The sequence below is a fragment of the Pedobacter cryoconitis genome (genome assembly GCF_014200595.1).
GTDB lineage: Bacteria > Bacteroidota > Bacteroidia > Sphingobacteriales > Sphingobacteriaceae > Pedobacter > Pedobacter cryoconitis_C.
Map to the genome: position 1 here is coordinate 3,127,933 of NZ_JACHCG010000001.1, position 22,165 is coordinate 3,150,097.

The following is a 22,165-nucleotide window of genomic DNA, read 5'->3' on the forward strand; positions in this document are numbered from 1 at the left end:
AAAGAAAATAGAGAATTCGACGTAAATCAGTTAAAAGTTGCGACTTTTGAGGGTATATCTAATCTATAACGATGTACAAACAAGCCCTGTCCGACTGTATTTTAAAGAGAATAACCATTAGTCAGCCTAACCTGAATACTGTTCTTTCCTATTTCAAAGAACAGGAAGTACGCAAAGATGAAATTTTACTTGCTGAAGGTGAAGCTTCTAAAAGAATGTACTTTGTAAAGAATGGTTGTCTGCGGATTTATTTTCTGCAAGCCGATGGCGCAGAAGCCACCCGTTACCTGGCTTTTGAAAACAATTTCGCTACTGGTCTAACCGGATTTATTAGTCAGCAGCCCTCACAGGAAAATATTCAGGCACTGGAAAAAACAGAGGTATTGTATATCGCAAGAGAAGATTTTTACACCCTGCTGGATCAGATCCCTGAATGGGAGAAATTTTACAGGAGTTACCTTGAAGGTGCATACGTAACCAATACCAAAAGGCTGATGAGTTTTATTACCATGGATGCAACAACAAGATATCAGTCGCTGATTGCTGAACATCCAACCATCCTGCAACGTCTTTCAAACCGGATGGTTGCCAATTATCTGGGCATTTCTCAGGAAGCCCTGAGCCGCCTTAAGCACAAATTATTAAACAGTAAACAATGAATCCAGCAGAACAAGAACAACCGCCACAAAAGCAAATTATACGTACCCTTACCAAAGTCACCGCCATCAGAGATATTACCCCGCATTTAAGATGTTTCACTTTTCAGGATGAGATCTTCAAAACTGCCGTTGATATGGAACCCGGTGTTAACCTTAAAATATTTATTCCGCAAAAAGATCAGGAACCCATCAGGCGAACTTATACCATCAGAAACCTCAATATAGAAACAGGTGAACTGGAAATTGAATTCCTGCTTCATGGAGATAACGGCCCTGGAAGTGCGTGGGCAATGCATGCTAAAATTGGAGATGAACTTGGTATAGGAATGAAACCAGGCAGAGGGTTTAATCCTGCTGACTGGTATCTTTTAGCCGGAGATGAAACCGCAATTCCTGCTATTGCAGCTATTTTAGAAGCCTTACCGGAAAAGACAAGGGGATTCGCCTTTTTAGAAGCAGACAGCAGCGCAGATATCTTTACGATACATACCCGCTCTGCCGTCCGGATCCAGTGGTTAACCAGAAAAGGCATACCCGCAGCAGCATCCACTTTACTTTTTGACGCAGTGAAGGCTACTCAGTTTCCTGCTCCCGGCTTCGAAACCAGGTTACTCTGGGCTGCTGCTGAGGCAAATGCAGTTAAAAATATCCGCTCTTATGCGAAAGACGAACTACAATTAGACAAAACTGAACTAAAGGCAACTGTCTACTGGACAGCGGGAGTAAGTGAAAGCTAACTTATCTTTTGATTTTCCAGCCTCCTAATTGTTGTTGAATCTCCCACAGCTGATGGTACACGCCATCAAATTCCAATAATTTTTGGTGTGTACCCTCTTCTTTGACCAACCCATCTTTAAGCACCAATATCTGATCTGCATTTTTAATAGTAGACAGTTTATGCGCAACCACGATCACTGTTTTATTTTTCACGAGTTCCTGGATAGCTTGCTGTATATGCAGCTCATTTTCAGGATCTAAAGAAGCAGTTGCCTCATCCAGTAAAACAATAGGCGCGTCCTTCAATAATGCTCTGGCAATACTGATCCGCTGTTTTTGACCCCCGGAAAGCCGGTTTCCTCCCTCTCCTGCTTTTGAATGTAATCCTTTTGGCAATTCCCACGCAAAATCAAGTACCTGTGCCAAATCTGCGGCTTTGATGACTTCTTGTTCTGTTGCGCCGGGTTTACCAAACAGGATATTGTTATAAATCGTATCATCGAATAAATAGACTTCCTGGAACACCTCGCTGATTAAAGCATAAACTTCACCGGGTTCCATATCTTTCACATCTACCCCTCCAATTTTCACCTTACCCTTTTGTACGTCCCAAAAACGGGCTATTAAAGCGGTAACCGTTGTTTTACCTGATCCCGACGGGCCAACCAATGCCATTAAACTATTTTGAGGAACATGAAAGGAAATATCATTCAACACATTTTTGTCCTCCTGATAAGCGAAACTAACGTGCTCAAACTCCACATCAAACCCATTAGGTTTCAGCCTTTTTCCCGCTGACTGTTCCTGAATCCGCAACACATCAATGATTCTGCTTAAGCTGATATTCATATAACGCAGAATCACATAATCAACCAGAATGACTTTTATCGGTTCATAAAGACGGTATCCGATAATTAAAAAGGTAATAAACGCTGGTGCTGCCAAACTACCCTGCGCAAAAAAGGTAACTGCTACACCGATCATGAACAGGAAAAACAATTCCAGGACCAGACCAGCAGTAATCACCAGCGGCCCGGGAATAATTTCGGTACGAATACTTGCTTTACGAAAATCATCCAGCGCTTTATCAAGGCTGACAAAACGCTTACCTGTCATTCCAAATGATTTAATATGACGGATTCCTTGTACATATTCCAAAAAACGCGCACCAATTTGATTTCTTGCCTCAACATGTTTCTGTCCCTGTTTACCAATCAGGTAATTCGCAATGCTGATAGCCAGCCAGCAAAGTGGCAAAGCAGCTAACAGGATCAGTGCTAAACGCCAGTCGGTTATCAGCAGAAATCCTGAAATAATCAAGGTGGCGAAAATAGCGGAAGCCATATTCCCAACCGTATGCCCAAAAATCAACTCAAAGTTCGCGACATCCTGCAAAACCACGGAGGCCAGATCTCCAGGATCGCGCTGCTTAAATGTGCCCATAGATAAACGTTGTAAGTGATTTCCTAAACGGATTCTTAAATTGGTAGAAAGTTCATAGGTCATCATATTACTGCTCACAATAGTCTTTGTAGCTACAAAAAGCTGGATTACAAGCATTCCTAGCATGATCCACACATAAGTCCACAAACGGAAATGATCCGGGTTTCCACTAAATAACTGGTGAATAATTAACAGGAGAAAACCTGTAGGAACGGCTATAAAAGCACCATGCAGCAGTTCGAATAAAATACCTTTACGAACTGTTTTTGGTGAAGTTTTAAAAGTAAAAAAAAGATTCTTTATCATGAGTATAAGGTTAATATTCAGAGAGCGTAAATTCTTTGGCACGTGTATGGGCATTCCACATATTTTGATAGAGTATACAATCCTCCAGTAATTCTTTGTGCGTACCAATCCCGTTTACCTGGCCTTTATCAAGTACTACCAGCTGATCACAACTGGTAATTGTACTCAACCTGTGCGCAATTACAATCACCGTTTTATTACTGATCAATTGATTAAAAGCCTGCTGGATCAAATGTTCATTCTCCGGATCACTGAAAGCTGTAGCTTCATCCAGGATCAGGATTGGGGAATCTTTTAGAATTGCCCGTGCCAGTTGAATCCGCTGCTGCTCTCCCCCACTCAAATGAACCCCTTTTTCACCCCATAAAGTTTGATAACCCTTGGGCAGCTGTTCAATAAAATCATGACATTGAGCAGCTCTTGCTGCTTCTACAAGCTGTTTTTCCGTTTTGTCCATTCCCATCCTTATGTTTTCAAAAATCGTCTGCTGAAACATAAAACTCTCCTGGAAAACAAAAGAAACATGTTTCATCAATTCCTCAGGCTTGAGATTCCTGATATCCTGTTTACCAATAGTTATGCGGCCTGAGGTCACATCCCAAAAACGGGAAACTAATTGCGCTGCTGTTGATTTACCTGATCCTGAAGGCCCAACCAATGCCGTAATGCTTCCCTGCGGAATAGAGAAATTAACCTTACTTAAAGCAAGTGTCTGATCATCATAGCTGAACGAAACATCCTCAAAATCTATGCTGAAACCGGATGTCAGTTTCTTCTCTCCTGTAGTTTCCTGCTCCTGGCTAAATAAGATTTCATCCAGTCTTTTAACTCCATGGTTAATCAGTGAAATCTGTGTCCCCATATTATTCAAAGCAAATAATGGACGAATATATCCCACACCTAAAATCAGGAAAAGGAAAAATACCGGTAAACTCAATCCTCCGTTAAAAAACAAATAGAAACCTAAGGCCAATATGGGCAAAGAAGCATTGCTGATGAAACTGATAAAAATCCCAAACCCGGGTGATGCCATACGGATATACGCCACAACCATATCTCTGAAGCGATAAACTGATCCACTGTACTGATCAAAGCTATCAGCCGTATGCCCAAAAATCTTAATGACCGGCATTGCTCTTACAAATTCTACAATACCGGAATTCATTTCTTCCAGCGACTCATGGTAAGCAGTAAGCACGCTGTTTCTTGATTTACTAAACAAAACAGGCATAAATACAGCCAGCAGTACTATAGGCAGGCAACTACTTAAAGCCAGCATCCAGTTGACTGTAAAAAGATAAACCAGCGTAACGATTGGTAAAGCCACGCCTTTCACAAAATCAGGAATACTGTGTGCAATGAAGTTTTCAATCCGCTCTACATCATCAGCCATGATCTTTTTCAACGCTCCTGAGTTATTCTGATTGATAAACCCGATTGGTAAACGGCCTAGCTTTTCGGCCATCTGTTTACGGAGTTCATATAAGATATTAAAGGCAGCAATATGTGAGGTTACGCCCGAAGCATATAATAAACCATAGGCTGCTATCATTGCGATTACAGCCTGATAGATATAAGTATATACCTGCTGCGTATCAACCGGAGGCGCAAGCATAGTCTTCATTATATAATAAACTAAAATATAAGGAATTACGGATAGCAGTACATGTATAACTGCTAATATTGCTGATAACATCAATAATAATTTTTCTTTCCCGGCAATTTGCAACAACCTGCTGATGCCGTTTTTAGGTTTCTTTGTACTCATATCTGTTTTAACTAAAGCATTGGGAAATATTATTTATAATTCTTCTAAATAATATTAGCTTTGTACAAAGGTGCTTGGTATTTGAAATAAATATTTACATCAAAAGGATAGCTTTTAATACCAAAAGGATTAATTATGGGAATGGCTTTATGTGATGAAAACGGTAAATGGACTGAAATCGGCGGAATAGCCGATTACAGCGGCCCGCTGTTCACAGGAACCGGCCAGCATCCTCCCTTAGTCACAGAACGTAAGGAAAAATATAACTTCGCTTCTTTTGATGCAGAACTCGTTCAGCTGGCTTTACCCAATACTTATATCGTTTTTGGAGATATGAGGCTAAAGCATAACAGGCTAAGATTCCGTTCAACAGACGAACCTGATTTCGTAGAGTTACATTTTTCACTGGCTGGTGGCGGATTGATGGAGAATCATATCAATGGACATATCCACGAATTTAAAGCCTTGCAGCATAACCTGATTTATAGCCCCGAATTTGATGGCGTCGGACAGTACAATACCAATGAAACCTACCAGTTTTTCGAGATTCATTTTAGCAGGGATTACTTTCTGGAACTGGTTAAAGACACAGGAAATGTATTGGCAGGATTTTGCAAGAATGTAAAGGAACATCGGTTCTCAGATCTTTCTAATACAAATTTAAGGATGACTTTTGCCATGCACCAATGTATTCGCGAGATCATGAATTGTAATTTTTCGGGAGGATTAAAGCTCATGTTTTTACAAGCTAAATGTATAGAGCTATTAAGCCTGCAAGCACAGGCATTCGAACAGTTTGCCAAAAAGAACATTAAATCCGTTCTAAAGTCACCCTATGAAATTGACTGTATCCACGCTGCGCGGGAATACCTGACTAAAAACATACATACCCCTCCTTCGCTAACAGAACTGGCCAAAATATCCGGGATTAACGAATTCAAATTAAAGAATGGTTTTAAGGAATTATTTGACACGACGGTATTTGGTTATCTGAGTGATGTCAAACTCATTGAAGCAAAAGAGCAGTTACTTTCCGGGATTGCCATCAAAGTAATCTCAGAGAATATGGGTTATTCATCTGTACAACATTTCAGCACTGCTTTTAGTAAGAAATTCGGGATCCCGCCTGGTAAAGTAAAGATGAATTAGCAGCTTCTTCCATGCGCTATTTACGAAAAAACGGTTGCCCTTTCTGATCAGACAACCGTTCTTTTAGAGGTTATTAATTCTATAGTTTAAAACCAGTTTTTACCAGCCCTTAACAGCACCACCTTTGAATATTTTAGCAGCAGCAGCCGCTACTTCATCAGATTGAAAAGCTTTTACAAACTTCTTGATCTTCTCTTCATCTTTGTTATCTTCTCTGGATACAATGATATTTACATAAGGTGATTTCTTATCTTCTACAATCAGTCCGTCACGGTCTGCAATTAAGCCTACAGAAGTCGCAAAAGTATTGTTGATGATTGCAATGGTCACATTCTGATCATCCAGTGCTCTTGGCAATTGCGGAGCTTCCAATTCAAGAATCTTTATCTTTTTAGGATTTTCGATGATATCGTTTACAGTAGGTAACAGACCAACACCATCTTTTAATTTCAGTAAACCTGATTTTTGTAAAAGAAGTAAAGCGCGGCCACCGTTAGTCGGATCATTAGGAATGATAATCGTATTTCCTTCTTTCAGCTCTTCAATTTTCTTAATCTTTTTAGAATAACCAGCTAATGGAAAAACAAAAGTATTGCCCTGAATTGCAAATTTATAACCGCGTTGTTTAGTCTGTACATCCAGATAAGGTTTATTCTGGAACACATTCACATCCAGATCACCCTGGCTAAGTGCTTCATTAGGCATCACGAAATCATTGAACTGAACCAATTCTACCTCTAAGCCAAATTTCTCTCTGGCCACTTTCTGAGCAGCTTCAGCCACTGCAAATTCCGGCCCTGATTCTACCCCTACTTTAATGTGGTTCGGGTCACTCTTTTTAGCACCTCCGCCGCAGCTGAATAAGGATACTGAAGCAATTACAGCCACAGCTGCCAGTAAATTGATTTTCATGTTCATTGATATAAATTGTGTTTTCTAATCTTATTTATTTTTTAGCTCAAAAAGCCTATTTCCTATGGTCTACACGCTTAGCCAGAAAATCTCCGGTAAACTGGATCGCAAAAACTAATGCAACCAGTACGATCAACACCGTGTTCATCACCAGTACATCATAACCTACATAGCCATATTGATAACCGATTTGCCCTAATCCTCCTGCACCAACTGCGCCACCCATAGCCGAATAACCAACAAGTGTGATTAAAGTAATGGAAGCCGTATTAATCAGCGAAGGCAATGCTTCTGGTAATAATACTTTGCAAACAATTTGAAAAGGAGTTGCCCCCATTGCTCTTGCAGCCTCAACCAGCCCACCTGGCACTTCGATCAGACTATTTTCTACCATTCTGGCAATAAAAGGTGCCGCACCAATACTTAAAGGAACTAAAGCAGCTTCAATACCAATAGAAGTTCCAACCAGCATGCGGGTAAAAGGAATCATCCAGACAATCAGAATAATAAACGGAATAGAACGGAAAACATTCACAAAAACCGATACCACATTGTTCAGCGTTCTGTTTTCCAGCACCTGGCCTTTTCTGGTCAGATAAAGCATAACTCCGGTTGGCAATCCAATTACAAAACCGAAAAAGCCAGAGACAAAGGTCATGACTATAGTCTCCCATGTTCCTTTGAACATCATCAAAATCATCGCATCAGACATACCCTAAAACCTCCACTTTGATTTGTTTTTCTTCATAATATGCTATTGCCTTCAGGCTGTCTTGCTGTGCACCGGAAACTTCAATTACCATAGCGCCAAATTTAACACCTCCGGCATATTCAATTTGTGCGTAAATAATATTGTTATTGAGGTTGAATAACCTGCTGACTTCTGACAGCACAGGATCGTCTACCGACTGCCCGGTAAATTCAAGTTTTAATAATGGCTTTTTATCTGCGGTCAGTGTATCACTTAATCTTTCCAGGTATGTTTCCGGGATATTTATTTTTAAAGATGAAGCGATAAATTCACGGGTCAGCTCTGCTTTAGGATGCGCAAAAATTTCACTCACTGTACCCTGTTCAATTAATTTACCGGCACTGATAACTGCAACTTCATCACAGATACTTTTCACGACATCCATTTCATGGGTAATCAGCAGAATAGTAATATTCAGCCTTTTATTGATATCTTTTAATAAGGTAAGGATAGACTTTGTCGTAGCCGGATCTAAAGCACTTGTGGCTTCATCACATAACAGCACTTTTGGATTACTCGCCAGTGTTCTGGCAATCGCAACCCGTTGTTTCTGTCCACCAGATAAATTAGCAGGGTAATCTTTTCCCTTATCTTCCAAACCTACCAGCGCAAGTAATTCAGCAACTCTTTTTTGGATCTGGTCTTTAGGAACTTTATCAAGCTCTAAAGGAAATGCAATGTTTTCGGAAACCGTTCTCGATGACAATAAATTGAAATGCTGAAAGATCATACCGATCTGTCTTCTTTCTTTAGCCAGCGCTGCCGGCGATAAATCAATCAGGTTCAGCCCATCTACGATAACCTCACCAGATGTTGGTCTTTCCAACAAATTCACACAGCGGATCAAAGTGCTTTTCCCTGCACCTGATGCCCCGATCACCCCATAGATTTTACCTTTGGGCACGGTTAGAGAGACGTCCGACAAAGCCGTAATCTCCCTGTTTTTCTGATGAAATTGTTTAGTTATATTTTTTAATACAATCATGTTCGGCGCAAAAGTAATAATAATCATCAATAGTCTATTATATTTATAGACTTTAACTATCAGGCAGATATAAAAAAAGGCACTCTAAAAGTGCCTTTTTTCTATTTATTATTAAAATTACTGTTTCCTAATTCAAAGATGCCATATCAATTACAAAACGATAATGAACATCTCCGGCAAGCGTACGTTCGTAAGCTTCGTTGATCTGGTCAATATTGATCATTTCTACATCCGAAGTAATATTATGCTCCGCGCAGTAATCCAGCATCTCCTGAGTTTCTTTAATTCCTCCTACCAATGAGCCTACCAGACTACGACGGCCACCAATCAATTGGAATGCCTGCACATCTGAAGGTTTAGGTGGTACACCTAACAAGACCATCACCCCATTGGTACGTAATAATGCCAGATACTCGTTATAATCATGTTCCGCAGATACTGTATCAATGATATAATCAAAATTGTTAGCCAGCTTTTTCATCGTTTCTTTTTCTGTAGTGATTTCGAAATGATGTGCGCCTAATTGCTGTGCATCTTTTTCTTTGCTTTTAGAACGGCTCAATACGGTTACTTCTGCACCCATTGAAGCAGCAATTTTCACAGCCATATGTCCTAATCCGCCTAAACCAACAACCGCCAGTTTATCTCCTTTTTTAACGTTCCAGTGTTTCAATGGAGAATAAGTAGTGATTCCTGCACACAATAATGGGGCTACTTTTTCAAGAGGCAATTTATCAGACACACTCAATACAAATTTCTGTGTCACTACAATATGGCTGGAATAACCACCATAAGTAATTGTTTTTTTATCCTGTAACAGTGAGTTGTAGGTTTGTGAGTGTCCATTTTCACAATATTGCTCATTGTCTTCTTCACAGTTTCTGCAATGACCACAAGAGTCTACAAAACAGCCTACGCCAACAGTATCCCCCACTTTAAAACGGGTCACCTGGTCTCCGACTTTTGTTACTTTTCCAACAATTTCATGTCCTGGCACTACAGGGTACATTGATCCTCCCCATTCGTTTCTGGCGGTATGTATATCTGAATGGCATACGCCACAGTATAAGATTTTGATCTCTACATCATCAGCTCCTGGCTCACGACGGTCTAGCTGATAGGGAGCAAGTGGTTTATCAGCGCTCTGCGCTGCATAGGATTTTACTGCTTTCATCGTTTTTCAATTATTTAGTGTTACAACAAATATAAAGACAAAAGTCACCGCCATTTTGTTCATTATTTTTTTGTTCGCTTCACGAGAATTAACCGCCAAGCTGTACATTCTGCTTGTAAACCCTGCCGATTGGCAATTCATGCCCTGATTTTAGCTTTACCGTACTGGATGAATAAGATTCAATATCTTGCGCAAGGACTAAATAAGACTTATGGATTCTGATAAAACCTAAATAAGCGTATTGTTCAGCGAACTCCGTCATTCTTTGCAATAAAGTGAAATTCTTAAACCTGCCCACTAGTTTAATATACTCTCCAAACCCTTCTACCCATAAAATATCAGCCAGACGCATCCGTTGAATCATATAATCAGACTTGAACATAATGATCTGTTCATCCGCATCATTAAAAGCCGTAAATCTTTTATAGTCCATCGCTTTATTAACCGACTTTTCAAAACGGGCAAAAGGTACTGGTTTAATCAGGTAATCAATTACATCGAGTTCGTAAGCCTGAACCGCAGACCCCAGATCGGCAGTAATAAAAATACAAAGTGGCTTATAATTCAATTGTTGCAAGAGTTCGAGTCCAGTAAACCCTGGCATCCTGATATCCAGCAAAAGCAAATCTACCCTGGTCTTCTCTAAAAATGAGATCGCCTCTTTTGAGTTTGAAAGAGATTTGATCAGTTCTATTCCAGGCATCATTTCACAATACTCCTTCAGCAATTTCAGCGAAGGCAGTTCATCATCAACACAGACAGTCTTTAATCTGATCATAATTTTAAAGTAAGTGTGGCGCAGTAAGTATCGTTTATAGGATCGGTTTGTAAAGCATAGTGATCCGGCCCCATTTCAATATTCATCAGTTGCCGGATTAGCGTCAACCCTATCCCCTTGTACTCATAATGCACATTGACCTCTCCTAAACCAGAGATGCTATTACGAACTGAAAATAATAATTTATCCTTTTCCATTGCGATATCTACTTTAATCCATGCCAAAGGATCATTGCCGATTGCAGAATGTTTCAGTGCATTTTCATATAACGTTAAAAAAACTGCGGGCGGTATTTCAACTTCATCCATCCAGTCCTGGTCTGTGAAACCAAAAGAAATATCCAGCAGGTGGCCATGTTTAAGCTGATATAATCCTGTCAGTGCCCTGATCATCTGAAGCTCTTTGGAAATGCTGATCCGTTTATGATCGGTTTCATAAATCGTGTATTGTAGCAGCTGACTCAGGTTTAACACGGATTGTGATTGAAGTTCATTGATATTATCCCCGATGGCATAAATATTATTGAGGGTATTTAACAGGAAATGAGGATTCACTTTAGACTTTAGTAAATTCATGTCCGCTTCTTTTTTGATACTTTCAAGCAGCACCAGATCATGCTCAATCATAAACTTATGCTTTGATATCCCTAACAGACTTGATACCAAAATACAAATCCCATGAGAAGTGTAAATGAAAATAAACAAAAGCCCCTGTTCAATTTTAGCGGGTTGCCCGCCCGTTAATCCTGGTTCAATCAGGATTCTGGTTAAACTAAAAACGACAAAGATAAGAATGGTGTATAAGATATACTGTGCATAGTTCCTGGTAATATAAAACTCTGGCACAAGCTTATTAAAGCTGATATAGTAGATAGCCGCATTACTCATTAAAGCGATTATAATACAATATATGCTATCAGGAAATGCTACAAATGAAATGTAGAAATACACATTTACAAAAGTAAAAATGACCCAAAACAGGATATGCTGTACCGCAAGTAATACGGGCCAGTCCTTTTTTAATACCGATTCAATGATTCTCTTCTCAAAAGATAATCTTAAAATCAGCACTAAAAAGATAATGTTAATGAGCATAATCATCTATTCAAAGTTAGAATTAAAAACTGTATTCAATTTTCCTTATTCCCTGCTGTGATTCCAATACTGGATTCGCCTGTTCTTGTCGTTTACCGGACTTTTCTGTTGTTCACTGAGTTTATTTCAGATATGCTTCATATACTGGCATATTAGAATCCGCGACCAGGTATTTTAACCTGATACCTGGCAAATAACGCGATTAATTCTAACCAGATTTAAACCATGAAGCAAGTACTGTTAAGCCTGTTAATAGCGCTGGTAATCAACCTGTCGGCCTATCATATTGCCACCGCTCAACCCGGAAAATTCAACCAATTTTACATGTTCCTCGCCAGAGCAAAAGTTGCACCGCAATGGACAGTTACTTCCCTGGTACAATACCGGAGTTATGATGTTGACATCACAGACAGCAGACTTTTCTTAGTGAACACTTACGCAGATTATAAACTAAAAAATGCGCCGGTTCAATTTGGAGGTGGTTATATGTATCTTGAAATTTCACCCTATGATGAAACAGGCACAGAGAAAAAGACCATACCCGAACACCGGGTATTCCAACAGGTAACTATTGGTCATAAATTGAGCGAAAGGCTTGAGCTTTCGCAAAGGTACCGCTTTGAAGAACGTTTTCTTTTCTCTGATCGTTTTATCCTCAGAGCAAGGCACCTGCTTAGTGCAAATTACAAGCTTGGAAATCTGGAGTCCGGTAAATGGACGCTGATCGGGAAAAACGAGATCAGGATGAACCTGGACAAAGAAACAGCCTTTGATAGTTTCCGTTTATGGGGTGGTGCGGGTTATAAAATCACCAAAACATTTGAAGTAGAATCTTACTGGATGAGCCAGTTTGAATCTGGAGGTATTTTTAACTTCGGCGTACTCTCCCTGCGCAAAAGCTTCGATTTCACAAGAAAAAACAAAAATTAAAAACGAGATTATATGTTAGCTTTTTTAGGATTTTTAATGATCATTACTTTTATGCTCCTGATCATGAGCAAAAAAATGTATGCACTGACAGCCTTGATCATTGTACCCATTATTTTCGGTTTAATCGGTGGTTTTGGAAATGAGCTGGGCAATATGATGATGGAAGGGATCAAAAAGATCGCACCTACCGGTGTCATGCTTATTTTCGGCATTATGTATTTCAGTATCATGATCGATGTTGGTCTTTTCGACCCCCTGGTTGCCAAGATATTGAAACTGGTCAAAGGCGATCCTTTAAAAGTCACCATTGGAACAGCTATTTTAACGCTGATGGTTTCTTTAGACGGAGACGGAGCAACCACTTATCTGATTGTTGTTTCGGCCATGCTCCCACTTTATAAAAGACTGGGGATCCCGCCACTTAAACTGACTGCAATTATTATGTGTGCCGGCGGGGTCATGAATGTTTTACCCTGGGGCGGGCCAACCGCAAGAGCAATGACATCTTTACACCTGAGTTCTGCTGATTTGTTTATCCCTGTTTTACCTTCTTTAATTCTCGGAGGGATTTGGGTGATCTTTATGGCCAGAATCTTTGGGATGCAGGAGCGGAAAAGAATGCAGCTGGCTGGTATAGCTATTAATTCAGCAGAATTTGCAGCAGAAAACGATACGCATCTAAAATTTGGAGAATCAGGTGATCAGAGTCTGAAACGTCCTAAACTGCTTTTATTTAATTTTTTATTGACAGCCGCCCTACTGATAGCTATGGTTCTGAATTTGCTGCCCCTTACAGTCATGTTTATGATTGCTTTCGCCATTGCAATTATTATCAATTATCCCAGGCTGGAGGAGCAGCATGACAGAATACGTAAGCATGCAGATAATGCACTATCTGTATCTGCGATGATTTTTGCAGCAGGAATTTTTACAGGGATATTATCCGGAACCAAGATGATGGATGCGATGGCTTTGACAATGATCAGTGCTATTCCGGCAGACTGGGGCAGTCATCTACCCTTAATTACAGGTCTGGCGACTCCACCACTTACCTTTTTCATGAGCAATGATGCTTATTATTTTGGTATCCTCCCGTTGATAGGGCAAACTGCACAACACTTAAATGTGCCGATTGCTGAAGTCGGGAGAGCAGCGCTTTTTGGCGGGCCGGTACACTTATTAAGTCCACTTGTACCTTCTACTTATTTATTGGTTGGTCTTGCCGGAGTAAGTTTTGCTGATCATATGCACTTTACACTGAAATGGGCAAGTATCACCTGTCTTGTAATGCTGGCAGGGGGATTCCTTTTTGACGCAATTTCTTTATAAGAACTTTACCTTAATAATTTCATTAAATTTGATTATAAACAGCCTTTACGGGCTGTTTATATTTTAAAAATGTTTTAAATCCCGAAGCTAATATTTTTTAAATGCCGGATAGATTACGGAAAATATTTTCCAACCTGGCTTTCCAGGTACTGATTGCCCTGACCGCAGGGATAGCTGTAGGGTACTTTTATCCTGCTTTTGCTATCAAACAGCGTTTTATAGGGACTTATTTTATCAGTGTAACGGAATGGCTTGCTGCTCCTGTTATTTTTCTGTCGATTACCACGGGTATAGCAGGCATAGCAAGTTTAAAAAAGCTGGGACGTATTGCACTGAAATCAGTCATACTTTTTGAAGTTATGACCACAGTAGCGATTGTTTTTGGTTTAGTCATGGCAGCCCTGTTAAAACCAGGTACGATTAATAAGGGAAATCTTCAGGAACTCTTCAAAACACAGGAGCATTTACCTGAACATACAGCTACGGCCGGGTGGCAGAACTATTTGCCCGCTCAAAATGTATTATGGGTTTTAATCTCAGCAATGGTAATCGGCCTGCTGCTCCATTTTCTGCCACAAAAGACCAAATATATCTTTAAACTCGAAAAGATAAGAGACTTCATTTTCAAGATTATTACGCTATTTTTCAGTCTGACACCACTCGCAGTATTTAGCGGAATGGCTTATACGATTTCCAATTTCGGGCTGCATTCCATCTTACCCATGAGTAAACTGGTTGCGGTCATGTATTTACTGGTTATCATTTTTGTATTTGCGTTTATTGGATTACTGCTGCGTTATTATAAATTCAGCATCTGGCAATTACTGGTTTTAATCAAAGAAGAAATCCTGATCGTATTCGGTACTTCTTCTTCAAGAACAGTAATTCCACTTGTGATTGCAAGATTGGAAAATTACGGGTGCAGTAAACCAGTGACAGGTTTTGTATTGTCTATGGGTTATTCCTTCAACCTGATTGGTACTTCAATTTACCTTGGGCTGTGTACTATGTTTTTAATCCAGCTCTATCATATCGAATTGGATATATACGCTTATTTCAAAATTATACTGATTCTGATGCTGGTTTCTAAAGGAGCATCGGGTGTACCGGGTGCAGGATTTATCGCCTTAAGTTCTGCGATTTATATTTTGCCCGAAATACCTTCCGAAGGATTGCTGTTTATAGTAGCAGTCGAAAGATTCTTGAATGAGGCCCGCTCCATTACCAATACAATAGGAAATGCGGCCTGTACCTTAGTCATCGCAAAAAGTGAGCATGAGTTTACGGAAAAATAAACCGTGGAGGTTACAAACTGATATACTCTCCACGGCTTAATTTAATCGTTAAATAAGAATAACTGTTTTCCCCAACGCTTTTCCAGTCCGGCTTTTAGCAATAGCCTCCGGGGCTGCACTTAAGGAAATGGTTTGAACAGGGATCTCTATGTGACCGGCTTCGATCATTTCGCTCACCCCTTCCAGCAAAGCAACACTTCCTTTGACTTCAAAATTACCTCCGCGAATATTTCTTGCCTTTAGTACTTCAGGATGAGCTGATCCGACTGTTGTAAAAGCAATACCTGCTGGTTTAACAAGTAGTGTGAGCTGATCAAATTCTTCCGGGTTACTTGCCAGATCTATTAAAGCATCTATTCCCTCAGGATATGCTGCTTTAACTTGTGCAACCAGATTTCCTTCTGAATAATCAAATGTAGCAGCAGCGCCTGCTTTTTTTATACTGCGTTCTACTTCACCACCTCTGGCTGTAGCCAACACTTTAATTCCATTCAAAGCCGCAAAAAAGGTGGCAAATGTACCGACCCCGCCTGTAGCACCGACAATCAGTAAGATTTTCTCTTTGACCAGACCAAGCTCCCTGATCAGTTGAAAAGCGGTCATACCCGCTATTGGAAATGCAGCTGCCTGCTCAAAAGATAAACCCGGAGGCATTTTAGTTACAATAGCTTTTTCAGGTACTGCAATATATTCAGCATATGTTCCTTCTCCTATCGGATCGTGCATCATTTGCCCATATACTTTATCACCAACTTTGAAGCGATCAGCGCCTTCACCAACCTCTTCCACCACACCTGCACCATCTGCACCTAATATCATTGGAAATATATGTGGCATCTTTCCATCGAGCATCCCATCTGCAATGCGCCAATCCATTGGATTAAGACCTGCTGCTTTGAGTTTGATCAGGATATATCCTGGTTTTACGACTGGCTTTAAAGTTTCTATTAATTCCGGAGCATCTTTAAATGCTTTGACTACAACTGCTTTCATAGGTAGATGTATTGATTATTTACTGGTAGATGAATTGTTTCTTTAATTAAGCCATATATATCGTGCCATAAGTTTAAAAACAAGGAATTTATCCGGATGTGGAAAAAAACATGGCATCATAAATGTTAAATTCAAAACAATCTGCGAGAATGGCCTTACGGCTATAAAAAAACAACATATGGATAGAATAGAACTCAACTTAGAACGTTTGCTTGATACATTTATCAGCAAACTACCCACACTGTTACTGGCACTGGTTACTTTATTAATAGGATTCTGGTTAATCAAATTCTTAGTCAGATTTTTAAATAATCACCTGAATAAAGGAAAAATTGACCTTTCACTTTCTAACTTTTTAATCAGCATTTTAAAAGTTATACTTTATATTCTTTTACTGGTTACGGTTGCTTCGACCCTTGGCATTGAAACTTCTTCTTTTGTAGCAATTTTAGCTGCTTCAGGTCTGGCTGTGGGTCTGGCTCTTCAGGGGAGCCTTTCCAATTTTGCCGGCGGAGTTTTAATTCTGCTGTTCAAGCCTTTTAAAGTCGGGCATTTTATTTCCTCCAGTAATAATGTAAGTGGTACGGTACTTAAAATTGATATCCTTTATACGACGCTAAAGGCAGGAAATGGAACCACGATTTATGCACCAAACGGCCCGCTGGCCAACGCAGTAATCAATAATGTTTCAGATAACATGAACAGAATGCAGGAATATAGTATCGGGATTTCTTACAATGCCAATATAGATACGGCGAGAAAAGTTATCCTGAATGTGCTGACTAATGATCCACTGGTTCTGAAAGATCCTGCCCCGGTCGTTTTGGTATCATCCCTGGGAGATAATGCAGTCAATCTGACGATCAGATCATGGTCAGCTAATGCAGATTTCTGGGCAACTTATCACCGTAATTTTCAATTGCTTAAAGAAGCACTGGATCAGAACAATATCGGAATTCCTTATCCGCAGCGGGAGATACATATCATCCCTGCCAATACAGAGTTACCAGACTAATCTGCTTCTTTTTAAATCGTATTTTAAAACACTAGCTTTACACGATGAAGCACTTAACTTTCCTTTTATTATTTGTTGCCTTATTCAGCAACGTTTCCAGAAGCCAGGATAAAACTGTTAATATACAGACTTCAACAAAACCTTTTGTTTTAGGGATAACAGATGAAATTCAATCTGCCCAATTAGCAGAAAAAAGAAGTCTTAATATCTATTTACCTGAAGGTTATGATCAGGATACAAAAATGACTTACCCGGTTATTTATCTTTTAGATGGCTCTGCGAATGAAGATTTCATCCATATCGCAGGTCTTGTTCAATATTGCACCATGATACAGGTTATGCCTAAATCGATTGTTGTTGGTATTGCAAATGTTGACAGAAAAAGAGATTTCACCTTCCCCACTACTGTACAGCAAGATTTAAAAGATTTCCCAACTACAGGAAAATCAGAGAAATTCATAGCTTTTATGGAGAAGGATTTACAGCCTTATATCCAGCAGAAATACAGAACTAATGCTTCAAAGACGATTATCGGTCAGTCATTAGGGGGATTACTAGCAACTGAGGTACTCTTAAAAAAACCTGAACTTTTCAATAACTATGTGATCATCAGCCCAAGTTTATGGTGGGACAATGAATCCCTGCTTGCAAAAGCTCCTGAGTTATTAAAATCAGCCGCAGCCAAGAATATCAAAGTATACGTTTCAGTAGGTACAGAAGGTAAAGTGATGGAGCAGGATGCAGCAAATCTTGCAGCAGTTTTAAAAAAATCTGCTGATCAGAGTTTACAGCTTACCTTCAATCCTATGCCGGCAGAAAACCACTTAACCATTTTACACCATAGCGCATATAAAGCATTTGAGGTATTAAATGCTAAAAAATAAATGACGGAAAATGCAGATATCACCTTCCATAGATTTGTCGGCAACAATTAAGCATTATCTCTTTTTAACAACAAAAAGTGAAGAGGTAAAGAAGCTACGCCTGTTTTCTGACGGAAATACTGGAATGGTGTTCTCTTTTAAGAATCCATTGATTTCGCATTTTACCGGATCCGATATTCCTGTTGAGCTTCCGGATTCCTTTATCTACGGACAGCTGGATGCCTACCAGGATCTATATTGCCAGGGAGAAACTTCTTTAATGATTGTTGTTTTTCATCCTCATGGATTGAGTCAGATGCTAGGGGTTCCCTCCCGGGAGCTTAAAAATCAACGTATCAAAACAACAGATGTCTTTGGCATTAAGGGAGCAGAACTTTATGAGAAATTGTCAGAAAGCACTACGATTACCAATAAAATTAATCTGGCCGAAGACTTTTTCCGAAAATTAATGGCACACCGGCAGCTTTCGGACCAGCCATTAATTTTAGCCTCCATCAACTTTATTACTCAACATAAGGGCCTGCTTCCAGTCAGTAAACTAGCGGATTTTACAGGTTATCAGGAAAGAAAACTAGAAAGGGCTTTTATAGCTCATATCGGTATCAGCCCAAAAAAATTCAGTACAATTGTCAAACTGCATGTATTCCTGAAACAGCTCAGAGATAAACCAATTCAGGAAAACCTGGCTGCAATGGGTTATGAAGCAGGATATTACGATCAGCCACATTTGATCCGTGAATTTAAAAAACATACAGGGCTAACTCCCGGCCAATACAGCAGTATCACTGATCCGCTGGCCATCAACTTTCTGAGCTACTAAGCCACACTGTCGGATTTGTACATTTTTCCGGAATTCCTGCAATATATCTTTGTTCAAAACTAATAAAGATGGAAAACCTTAAAATTGCTACAGCACAATTTGAGCATAAAAGCGGAGATAAGAGCTATAATCTTTCAATTATAGATGATTTGGCCGGAAAGGCTTCAAGAGATGGCGCACAGGTTGTTGCTTTTCATGAATGCTCGATTACCGGTTATACTTTTGCCAGAAACCTTTCTAAAGCACAAATGCTTGATTTAGCGGAATTTATTCCAGCCGGAGAAAGTATTTTAGCACTTACCGCAATAGCGGCCAAATATAATATTGCCGTTCTGGCTGGTCTTTTTGAAAAAGATGAAGCAGATAATTTATTTAAAGCCTATGTCTGCGTAGACAAAAATGGCCTGGTTGCAAAATTCAGAAAATTACATCCTTTTATAAACCCTTTCCTTACTCCCGGTGATGAATACTGCGTTTTTGAGCTTTATGGCTGGAAATGTGGAATTCTGATTTGTTATGACAATAATATCACTGAGAATGTAAGAGCAACCAGGCTTTTAGGGGCTGATATTATTTTCATGCCTCATGTAACCATGTGTACTCCTTCAACCAGACCTGGAGCTGGATTCGTAGACCCGGCGCTATGGGCAAACAGAGAAATTGATCCAACCTCATTGCGACTGGAATTTGAAGGTATGAAAGGTCGCGACTGGTTAATGAAATGGCTGCCAGCAAGAGCTTATGATAATGCAATTTATGCGGTTTTCTCTAATCCGATCGGGATGGATGATGACCAGTTGAAAAATGGATGTTCGATGATTATTGATCCTTTTGGAGATGTACTCAATGAATGTAAAACTTTAGGTGATGATTATGTAATAGCGGTGCTTACCCCCGAAAAACTGATACAAGCAGGGGGGCACCGTTATATTCAGGCAAGAAGACCTGAACTTTACAAAAATATTATTGGAAGACCGCATCAATCGGAGCAAAAAGTAGTCTGGCTTAGTGAATAACCAGCATATAGCCTACTCCCCTGATATTCACTATTTCAATATTAGGATCTGATTTAAGATAAGAACGAAGTCTGGAGATAAAAACATCCAGACTTCTTCCTGTAAAAAAGCTTTCGTATTCCCACAACTCAGATAAGATATCGGCTCTTTTGACTATCTGGGTTTGATGTTCTACTAACATCCTTAACAGTTCTGATTCCCGGTAAGATATCTTTTGTTCTTTACCATTGAAAGTAAGTTTACTATATATAGCATCAAATTGATATGCTCCGATAGTATAAATTGTTGAACTGCTTTTTTCTAACCGCTTTAACTGCACCTCCATTCTGACAATCAATTCCTCTATACTATAAGGTTTTTTCATATAATCACTTCCACCTATGCCAAAACCTTTTAGCACATCAGCAGTTTGAACACGCGCAGTGACAAATATGATAGGGATCTGCTCATCTATTTCCCGGATTTTCCGCGCAAGATCAAAACCATCCAGTTCAGGAACCATGACATCCAGGATTATAATATCTGGTCTGGAATTTATAAAATGCTGATACGCATCTGTACCATTCGTGTAATGGCTTACTGCATATCCTTTGAAGATTAAACAGTCTGAAACAATCTGAGCCAGATCTATTTCATCTTCTACGAATAATATATCGGTCATGTTTTTAAAGGTTTAACAGGGATTAAAATGGTGAAAATAGAGCCGTTGCCTTCCCGGCTGTACAAGGAAATCGTTCCCTGATGTTGTTCCGCAACTTGTTTAACATAAGCCAGTCCTAAGCCAAACCCTTTGATACGTTGTAATCTTTTGTCAGGGACTCTGAAAAACTGATCAAAAACGCTTTTCTGATAGACTTCAGGAATTCCAATCCCCTGATCACTTACGGTCAATGCCCACCCCTTTTTAGTCAGATAACTTCTGATGATTATTTTGGGTTTAGTCAGAGAATATTTAATAGCATTATCAATAAGATTTCTCACGGCATTTCCAAGGTGAACAGGATCAACAAGAATATCCGGGAAGTTATCAGCATATAATTCTATACTAGCCGGATCATCTGCCAGGGAATATTTTTTAATAATTTCTTCTATCAAATGATTTACATTGATCGATTCCTTAAATAGTACCATTTTATGATGTTCAAAAACTGACAATTCCAGAATCATCTCTATTAGCCTGGAGAGATGGTCTAATTCATTTTTTGAAACATTTAAATATAAGCTGGTCTTATCTTTATCTTCGAGTACTTCATAATTACGCATCGCTTCAATGGCAACAGAAACCGTGGACAGCGGTGTTTTCAACTCATGAGTCATATTATTAATCATATCATTTTTTACAACGGATAGTTTCCTTTGCATAAAAATGGTGATCAGCATATAGATAAAACAGGAAGTAGTGAACAAGATCAATAAAATCGAGGCACCAAATTGCCATTTCATCTTTTGCAGTACATGTAATAAAGGTGCTTTATAAGGAACTGCCTGGTAAACTTCTGCATCACCATGCTCGGTAACTTCATAGTTTCCATCCGGTCTTTTAAGCTCAATACTGGTCGCACTGGGTACGCTCCTGAGTCCGGCAGTTGTGGCCGCAGGTAAATTTTTAAGTTGAACATTTATGGCCCTGGGCGCTCTTTGAATAGTATCCAACCTGATTCCGGGTGCTGTGACAGGATGCCAGGCGACTCTCTGGTATTCAGGACTTGCACCGATAGGTGGTGTTTGAAGTGCAGAAGTTGTCCGTCTTGGTGCAGTAGTAGCAGAAATTCTGGGGCTTAACGTAATTATGCTATCACTTTTTGGATAATATCTTGGTGTAACCTTCATCGCTATCGTGGCCGGATAAGCAACGATAGCTGGCAATCCCGCAGTTCTGCGGGCAAAATCCTTGCTTTCGGACGCATTAACGGTTGTTGAATAAGCGATAATAGATCTTGAATTTGTAAGTGCTGAAGGGGCATCAGCAGGCATAAACACATCAAAGTCTGTAGAGAAAAGTGGTTGGCCGCTATAATAAGTATAATCTTTATACAACCAGACACCCTGAGTAAGTATCACCCCAAGGATGCAAAATGTCATGAAGCCTAAGATATATTTAATTCGGTTGGTCATAGTCCGCTAGCGTTACTAATGGCAGCAAATGT

At 39.6% G+C, this 22,165-nt stretch carries 21 protein-coding genes; 10 read left to right on the forward strand and 11 right to left on the reverse strand.

The features are described from left to right. Positions 1–71: 71 nt before the first annotated feature. Positions 72–659: a Crp/Fnr family transcriptional regulator gene (locus HDE70_RS13310; protein ID WP_183866512.1), complete on the forward strand. Its 588-nt coding sequence runs from the start codon at positions 72–74 to the stop codon at positions 657–659. Beyond that, positions 656–1,396 carry a siderophore-interacting protein gene (locus HDE70_RS13315; RefSeq protein ID WP_183890646.1) on the forward strand — a complete coding sequence of 247 codons (741 nt, stop codon included), beginning with the start codon at positions 656–658 and terminating at the stop codon, positions 1,394–1,396. Before HDE70_RS13310 ends, HDE70_RS13315 begins: the two co-directional genes overlap by 4 nt. Position 1,397: 1 nt before the next feature. On the opposite strand, the gene HDE70_RS13320 is transcribed toward HDE70_RS13315, so the two are convergent. Together HDE70_RS13320 and HDE70_RS13325 are read right to left on the reverse strand one after the other, a co-directional pair. After that, a complete protein-coding gene (locus tag HDE70_RS13320) occupies positions 1,398–3,125 on the reverse strand; it encodes an ABC transporter ATP-binding protein (RefSeq protein WP_183890648.1) in 1,728 nt (575 codons plus the stop codon). 10 nt (positions 3,126–3,135) lie between these two features. After that, positions 3,136–4,893 (reverse strand): ABC transporter ATP-binding protein, encoded by a 1,758-nt coding sequence (locus tag HDE70_RS13325; RefSeq protein WP_221302051.1) that lies wholly within the window; start codon positions 4,891–4,893, stop codon positions 3,136–3,138. Positions 4,894–5,028: 135 nt separating this feature from the next. Between HDE70_RS13325 and HDE70_RS13330 the strand changes: the two genes are divergently transcribed. Then, positions 5,029–6,042 (forward strand): helix-turn-helix transcriptional regulator, encoded by a 1,014-nt coding sequence (locus HDE70_RS13330; protein WP_183890650.1) that lies wholly within the window; start codon positions 5,029–5,031, stop codon positions 6,040–6,042. Between the two features lie 99 nt (positions 6,043–6,141). Here HDE70_RS13330 and metQ read toward each other — a convergent pair whose 3' ends face one another. The 6 genes from metQ to HDE70_RS13360 form a co-directional block, all read right to left on the reverse strand. Beyond that, positions 6,142–6,954 (reverse strand): methionine ABC transporter substrate-binding lipoprotein MetQ, encoded by an 813-nt coding sequence (metQ, locus tag HDE70_RS13335; RefSeq protein WP_221270588.1) that lies wholly within the window; start codon positions 6,952–6,954, stop codon positions 6,142–6,144. 55 nt (positions 6,955–7,009) lie between these two features. Continuing rightward, complete coding sequence (gene metI / locus HDE70_RS13340; protein ID WP_183890652.1) at positions 7,010–7,666, reverse strand: methionine ABC transporter permease MetI; 657 nt, start codon at positions 7,664–7,666, stop codon at positions 7,010–7,012. Next, on the reverse strand, positions 7,659–8,717 hold the full coding sequence (metN, locus tag HDE70_RS13345) for a methionine ABC transporter ATP-binding protein MetN (protein ID WP_311676437.1): 1,059 nt from the start codon (positions 8,715–8,717) through the stop codon (positions 7,659–7,661). The genes metI and metN overlap by 8 nt, the downstream gene beginning before the upstream one ends. 100 nt (positions 8,718–8,817) lie before the next feature. Then, positions 8,818–9,864, reverse strand: a complete 1,047-nt coding sequence (locus HDE70_RS13350; RefSeq protein WP_183890654.1) for an NAD(P)-dependent alcohol dehydrogenase — start codon at positions 9,862–9,864, stop codon at positions 8,818–8,820. A gap of 88 nt (positions 9,865–9,952) precedes the next feature. Then, complete coding sequence (locus HDE70_RS13355; RefSeq protein WP_183890656.1) at positions 9,953–10,642, reverse strand: LytR/AlgR family response regulator transcription factor; 690 nt, start codon at positions 10,640–10,642, stop codon at positions 9,953–9,955. After that, on the reverse strand, positions 10,639–11,742 hold the full coding sequence (locus HDE70_RS13360; RefSeq protein WP_183890658.1) for a sensor histidine kinase: 1,104 nt from the start codon (positions 11,740–11,742) through the stop codon (positions 10,639–10,641). Before HDE70_RS13360 ends, HDE70_RS13355 begins: the two co-directional genes overlap by 4 nt. A gap of 219 nt (positions 11,743–11,961) precedes the next feature. On the opposite strand from HDE70_RS13360, the gene HDE70_RS13365 reads away from it, so the two are divergent. The 3 genes from HDE70_RS13365 (at position 11,962) to HDE70_RS13375 (ending at position 15,290) form a co-directional block, all read left to right on the forward strand. Further along, a complete protein-coding gene (locus tag HDE70_RS13365) occupies positions 11,962–12,666 on the forward strand; it encodes a DUF2490 domain-containing protein (RefSeq protein WP_183890660.1) in 705 nt (234 codons plus the stop codon). Between the two features lie 12 nt (positions 12,667–12,678). Beyond that, complete coding sequence (locus HDE70_RS13370; RefSeq protein ID WP_183890662.1) at positions 12,679–13,995, forward strand: CitMHS family transporter; 1,317 nt, start codon at positions 12,679–12,681, stop codon at positions 13,993–13,995. Between the two features lie 101 nt (positions 13,996–14,096). After that, positions 14,097–15,290, forward strand: a complete 1,194-nt coding sequence (locus HDE70_RS13375; protein WP_183890664.1) for a cation:dicarboxylate symporter family transporter — start codon at positions 14,097–14,099, stop codon at positions 15,288–15,290. A 48-nt stretch (positions 15,291–15,338) separates the two neighbouring features. Here HDE70_RS13375 and HDE70_RS13380 read toward each other — a convergent pair whose 3' ends face one another. After that, positions 15,339–16,283 carry an NADP-dependent oxidoreductase gene (locus HDE70_RS13380; protein WP_183890666.1) on the reverse strand — a complete coding sequence of 315 codons (945 nt, stop codon included), beginning with the start codon at positions 16,281–16,283 and terminating at the stop codon, positions 15,339–15,341. Between the two features lie 178 nt (positions 16,284–16,461). Here HDE70_RS13380 and HDE70_RS13385 point away from each other — a divergent pair, with 178 nt between their 5' ends. From HDE70_RS13385 to HDE70_RS13400, 4 genes are all read left to right on the forward strand, one after another. Next, positions 16,462–17,298 (forward strand): mechanosensitive ion channel family protein, encoded by an 837-nt coding sequence (locus HDE70_RS13385; RefSeq protein WP_183890668.1) that lies wholly within the window; start codon positions 16,462–16,464, stop codon positions 17,296–17,298. A gap of 44 nt (positions 17,299–17,342) precedes the next feature. Beyond that, complete coding sequence (locus HDE70_RS13390) at positions 17,343–18,182, forward strand: alpha/beta hydrolase (protein WP_183890670.1); 840 nt, start codon at positions 17,343–17,345, stop codon at positions 18,180–18,182. Between the two features lie 10 nt (positions 18,183–18,192). Then, positions 18,193–19,002, forward strand: a complete 810-nt coding sequence (locus HDE70_RS13395; protein ID WP_183890671.1) for a helix-turn-helix domain-containing protein — start codon at positions 18,193–18,195, stop codon at positions 19,000–19,002. A 68-nt stretch (positions 19,003–19,070) separates the two neighbouring features. Continuing rightward, the gene (locus HDE70_RS13400; RefSeq protein WP_183890673.1) at positions 19,071–20,018 is read left to right on the forward strand and encodes a nitrilase family protein; all 948 of its coding nucleotides are present in this window, start codon (positions 19,071–19,073) and stop codon (positions 20,016–20,018) included. Here HDE70_RS13400 and HDE70_RS13405 read toward each other — a convergent pair. After that, on the reverse strand, positions 20,008–20,679 hold the full coding sequence (locus tag HDE70_RS13405) for a response regulator transcription factor (RefSeq protein WP_183890675.1): 672 nt from the start codon (positions 20,677–20,679) through the stop codon (positions 20,008–20,010). The genes HDE70_RS13400 and HDE70_RS13405 overlap by 11 nt on opposite strands. Continuing rightward, positions 20,676–22,100: a sensor histidine kinase gene (locus HDE70_RS13410; protein WP_183890677.1), complete on the reverse strand. Its 1,425-nt coding sequence runs from the start codon at positions 22,098–22,100 to the stop codon at positions 20,676–20,678. Before HDE70_RS13410 ends, HDE70_RS13405 begins: the two co-directional genes overlap by 4 nt. Positions 22,101–22,165 lie beyond the last annotated feature (65 nt).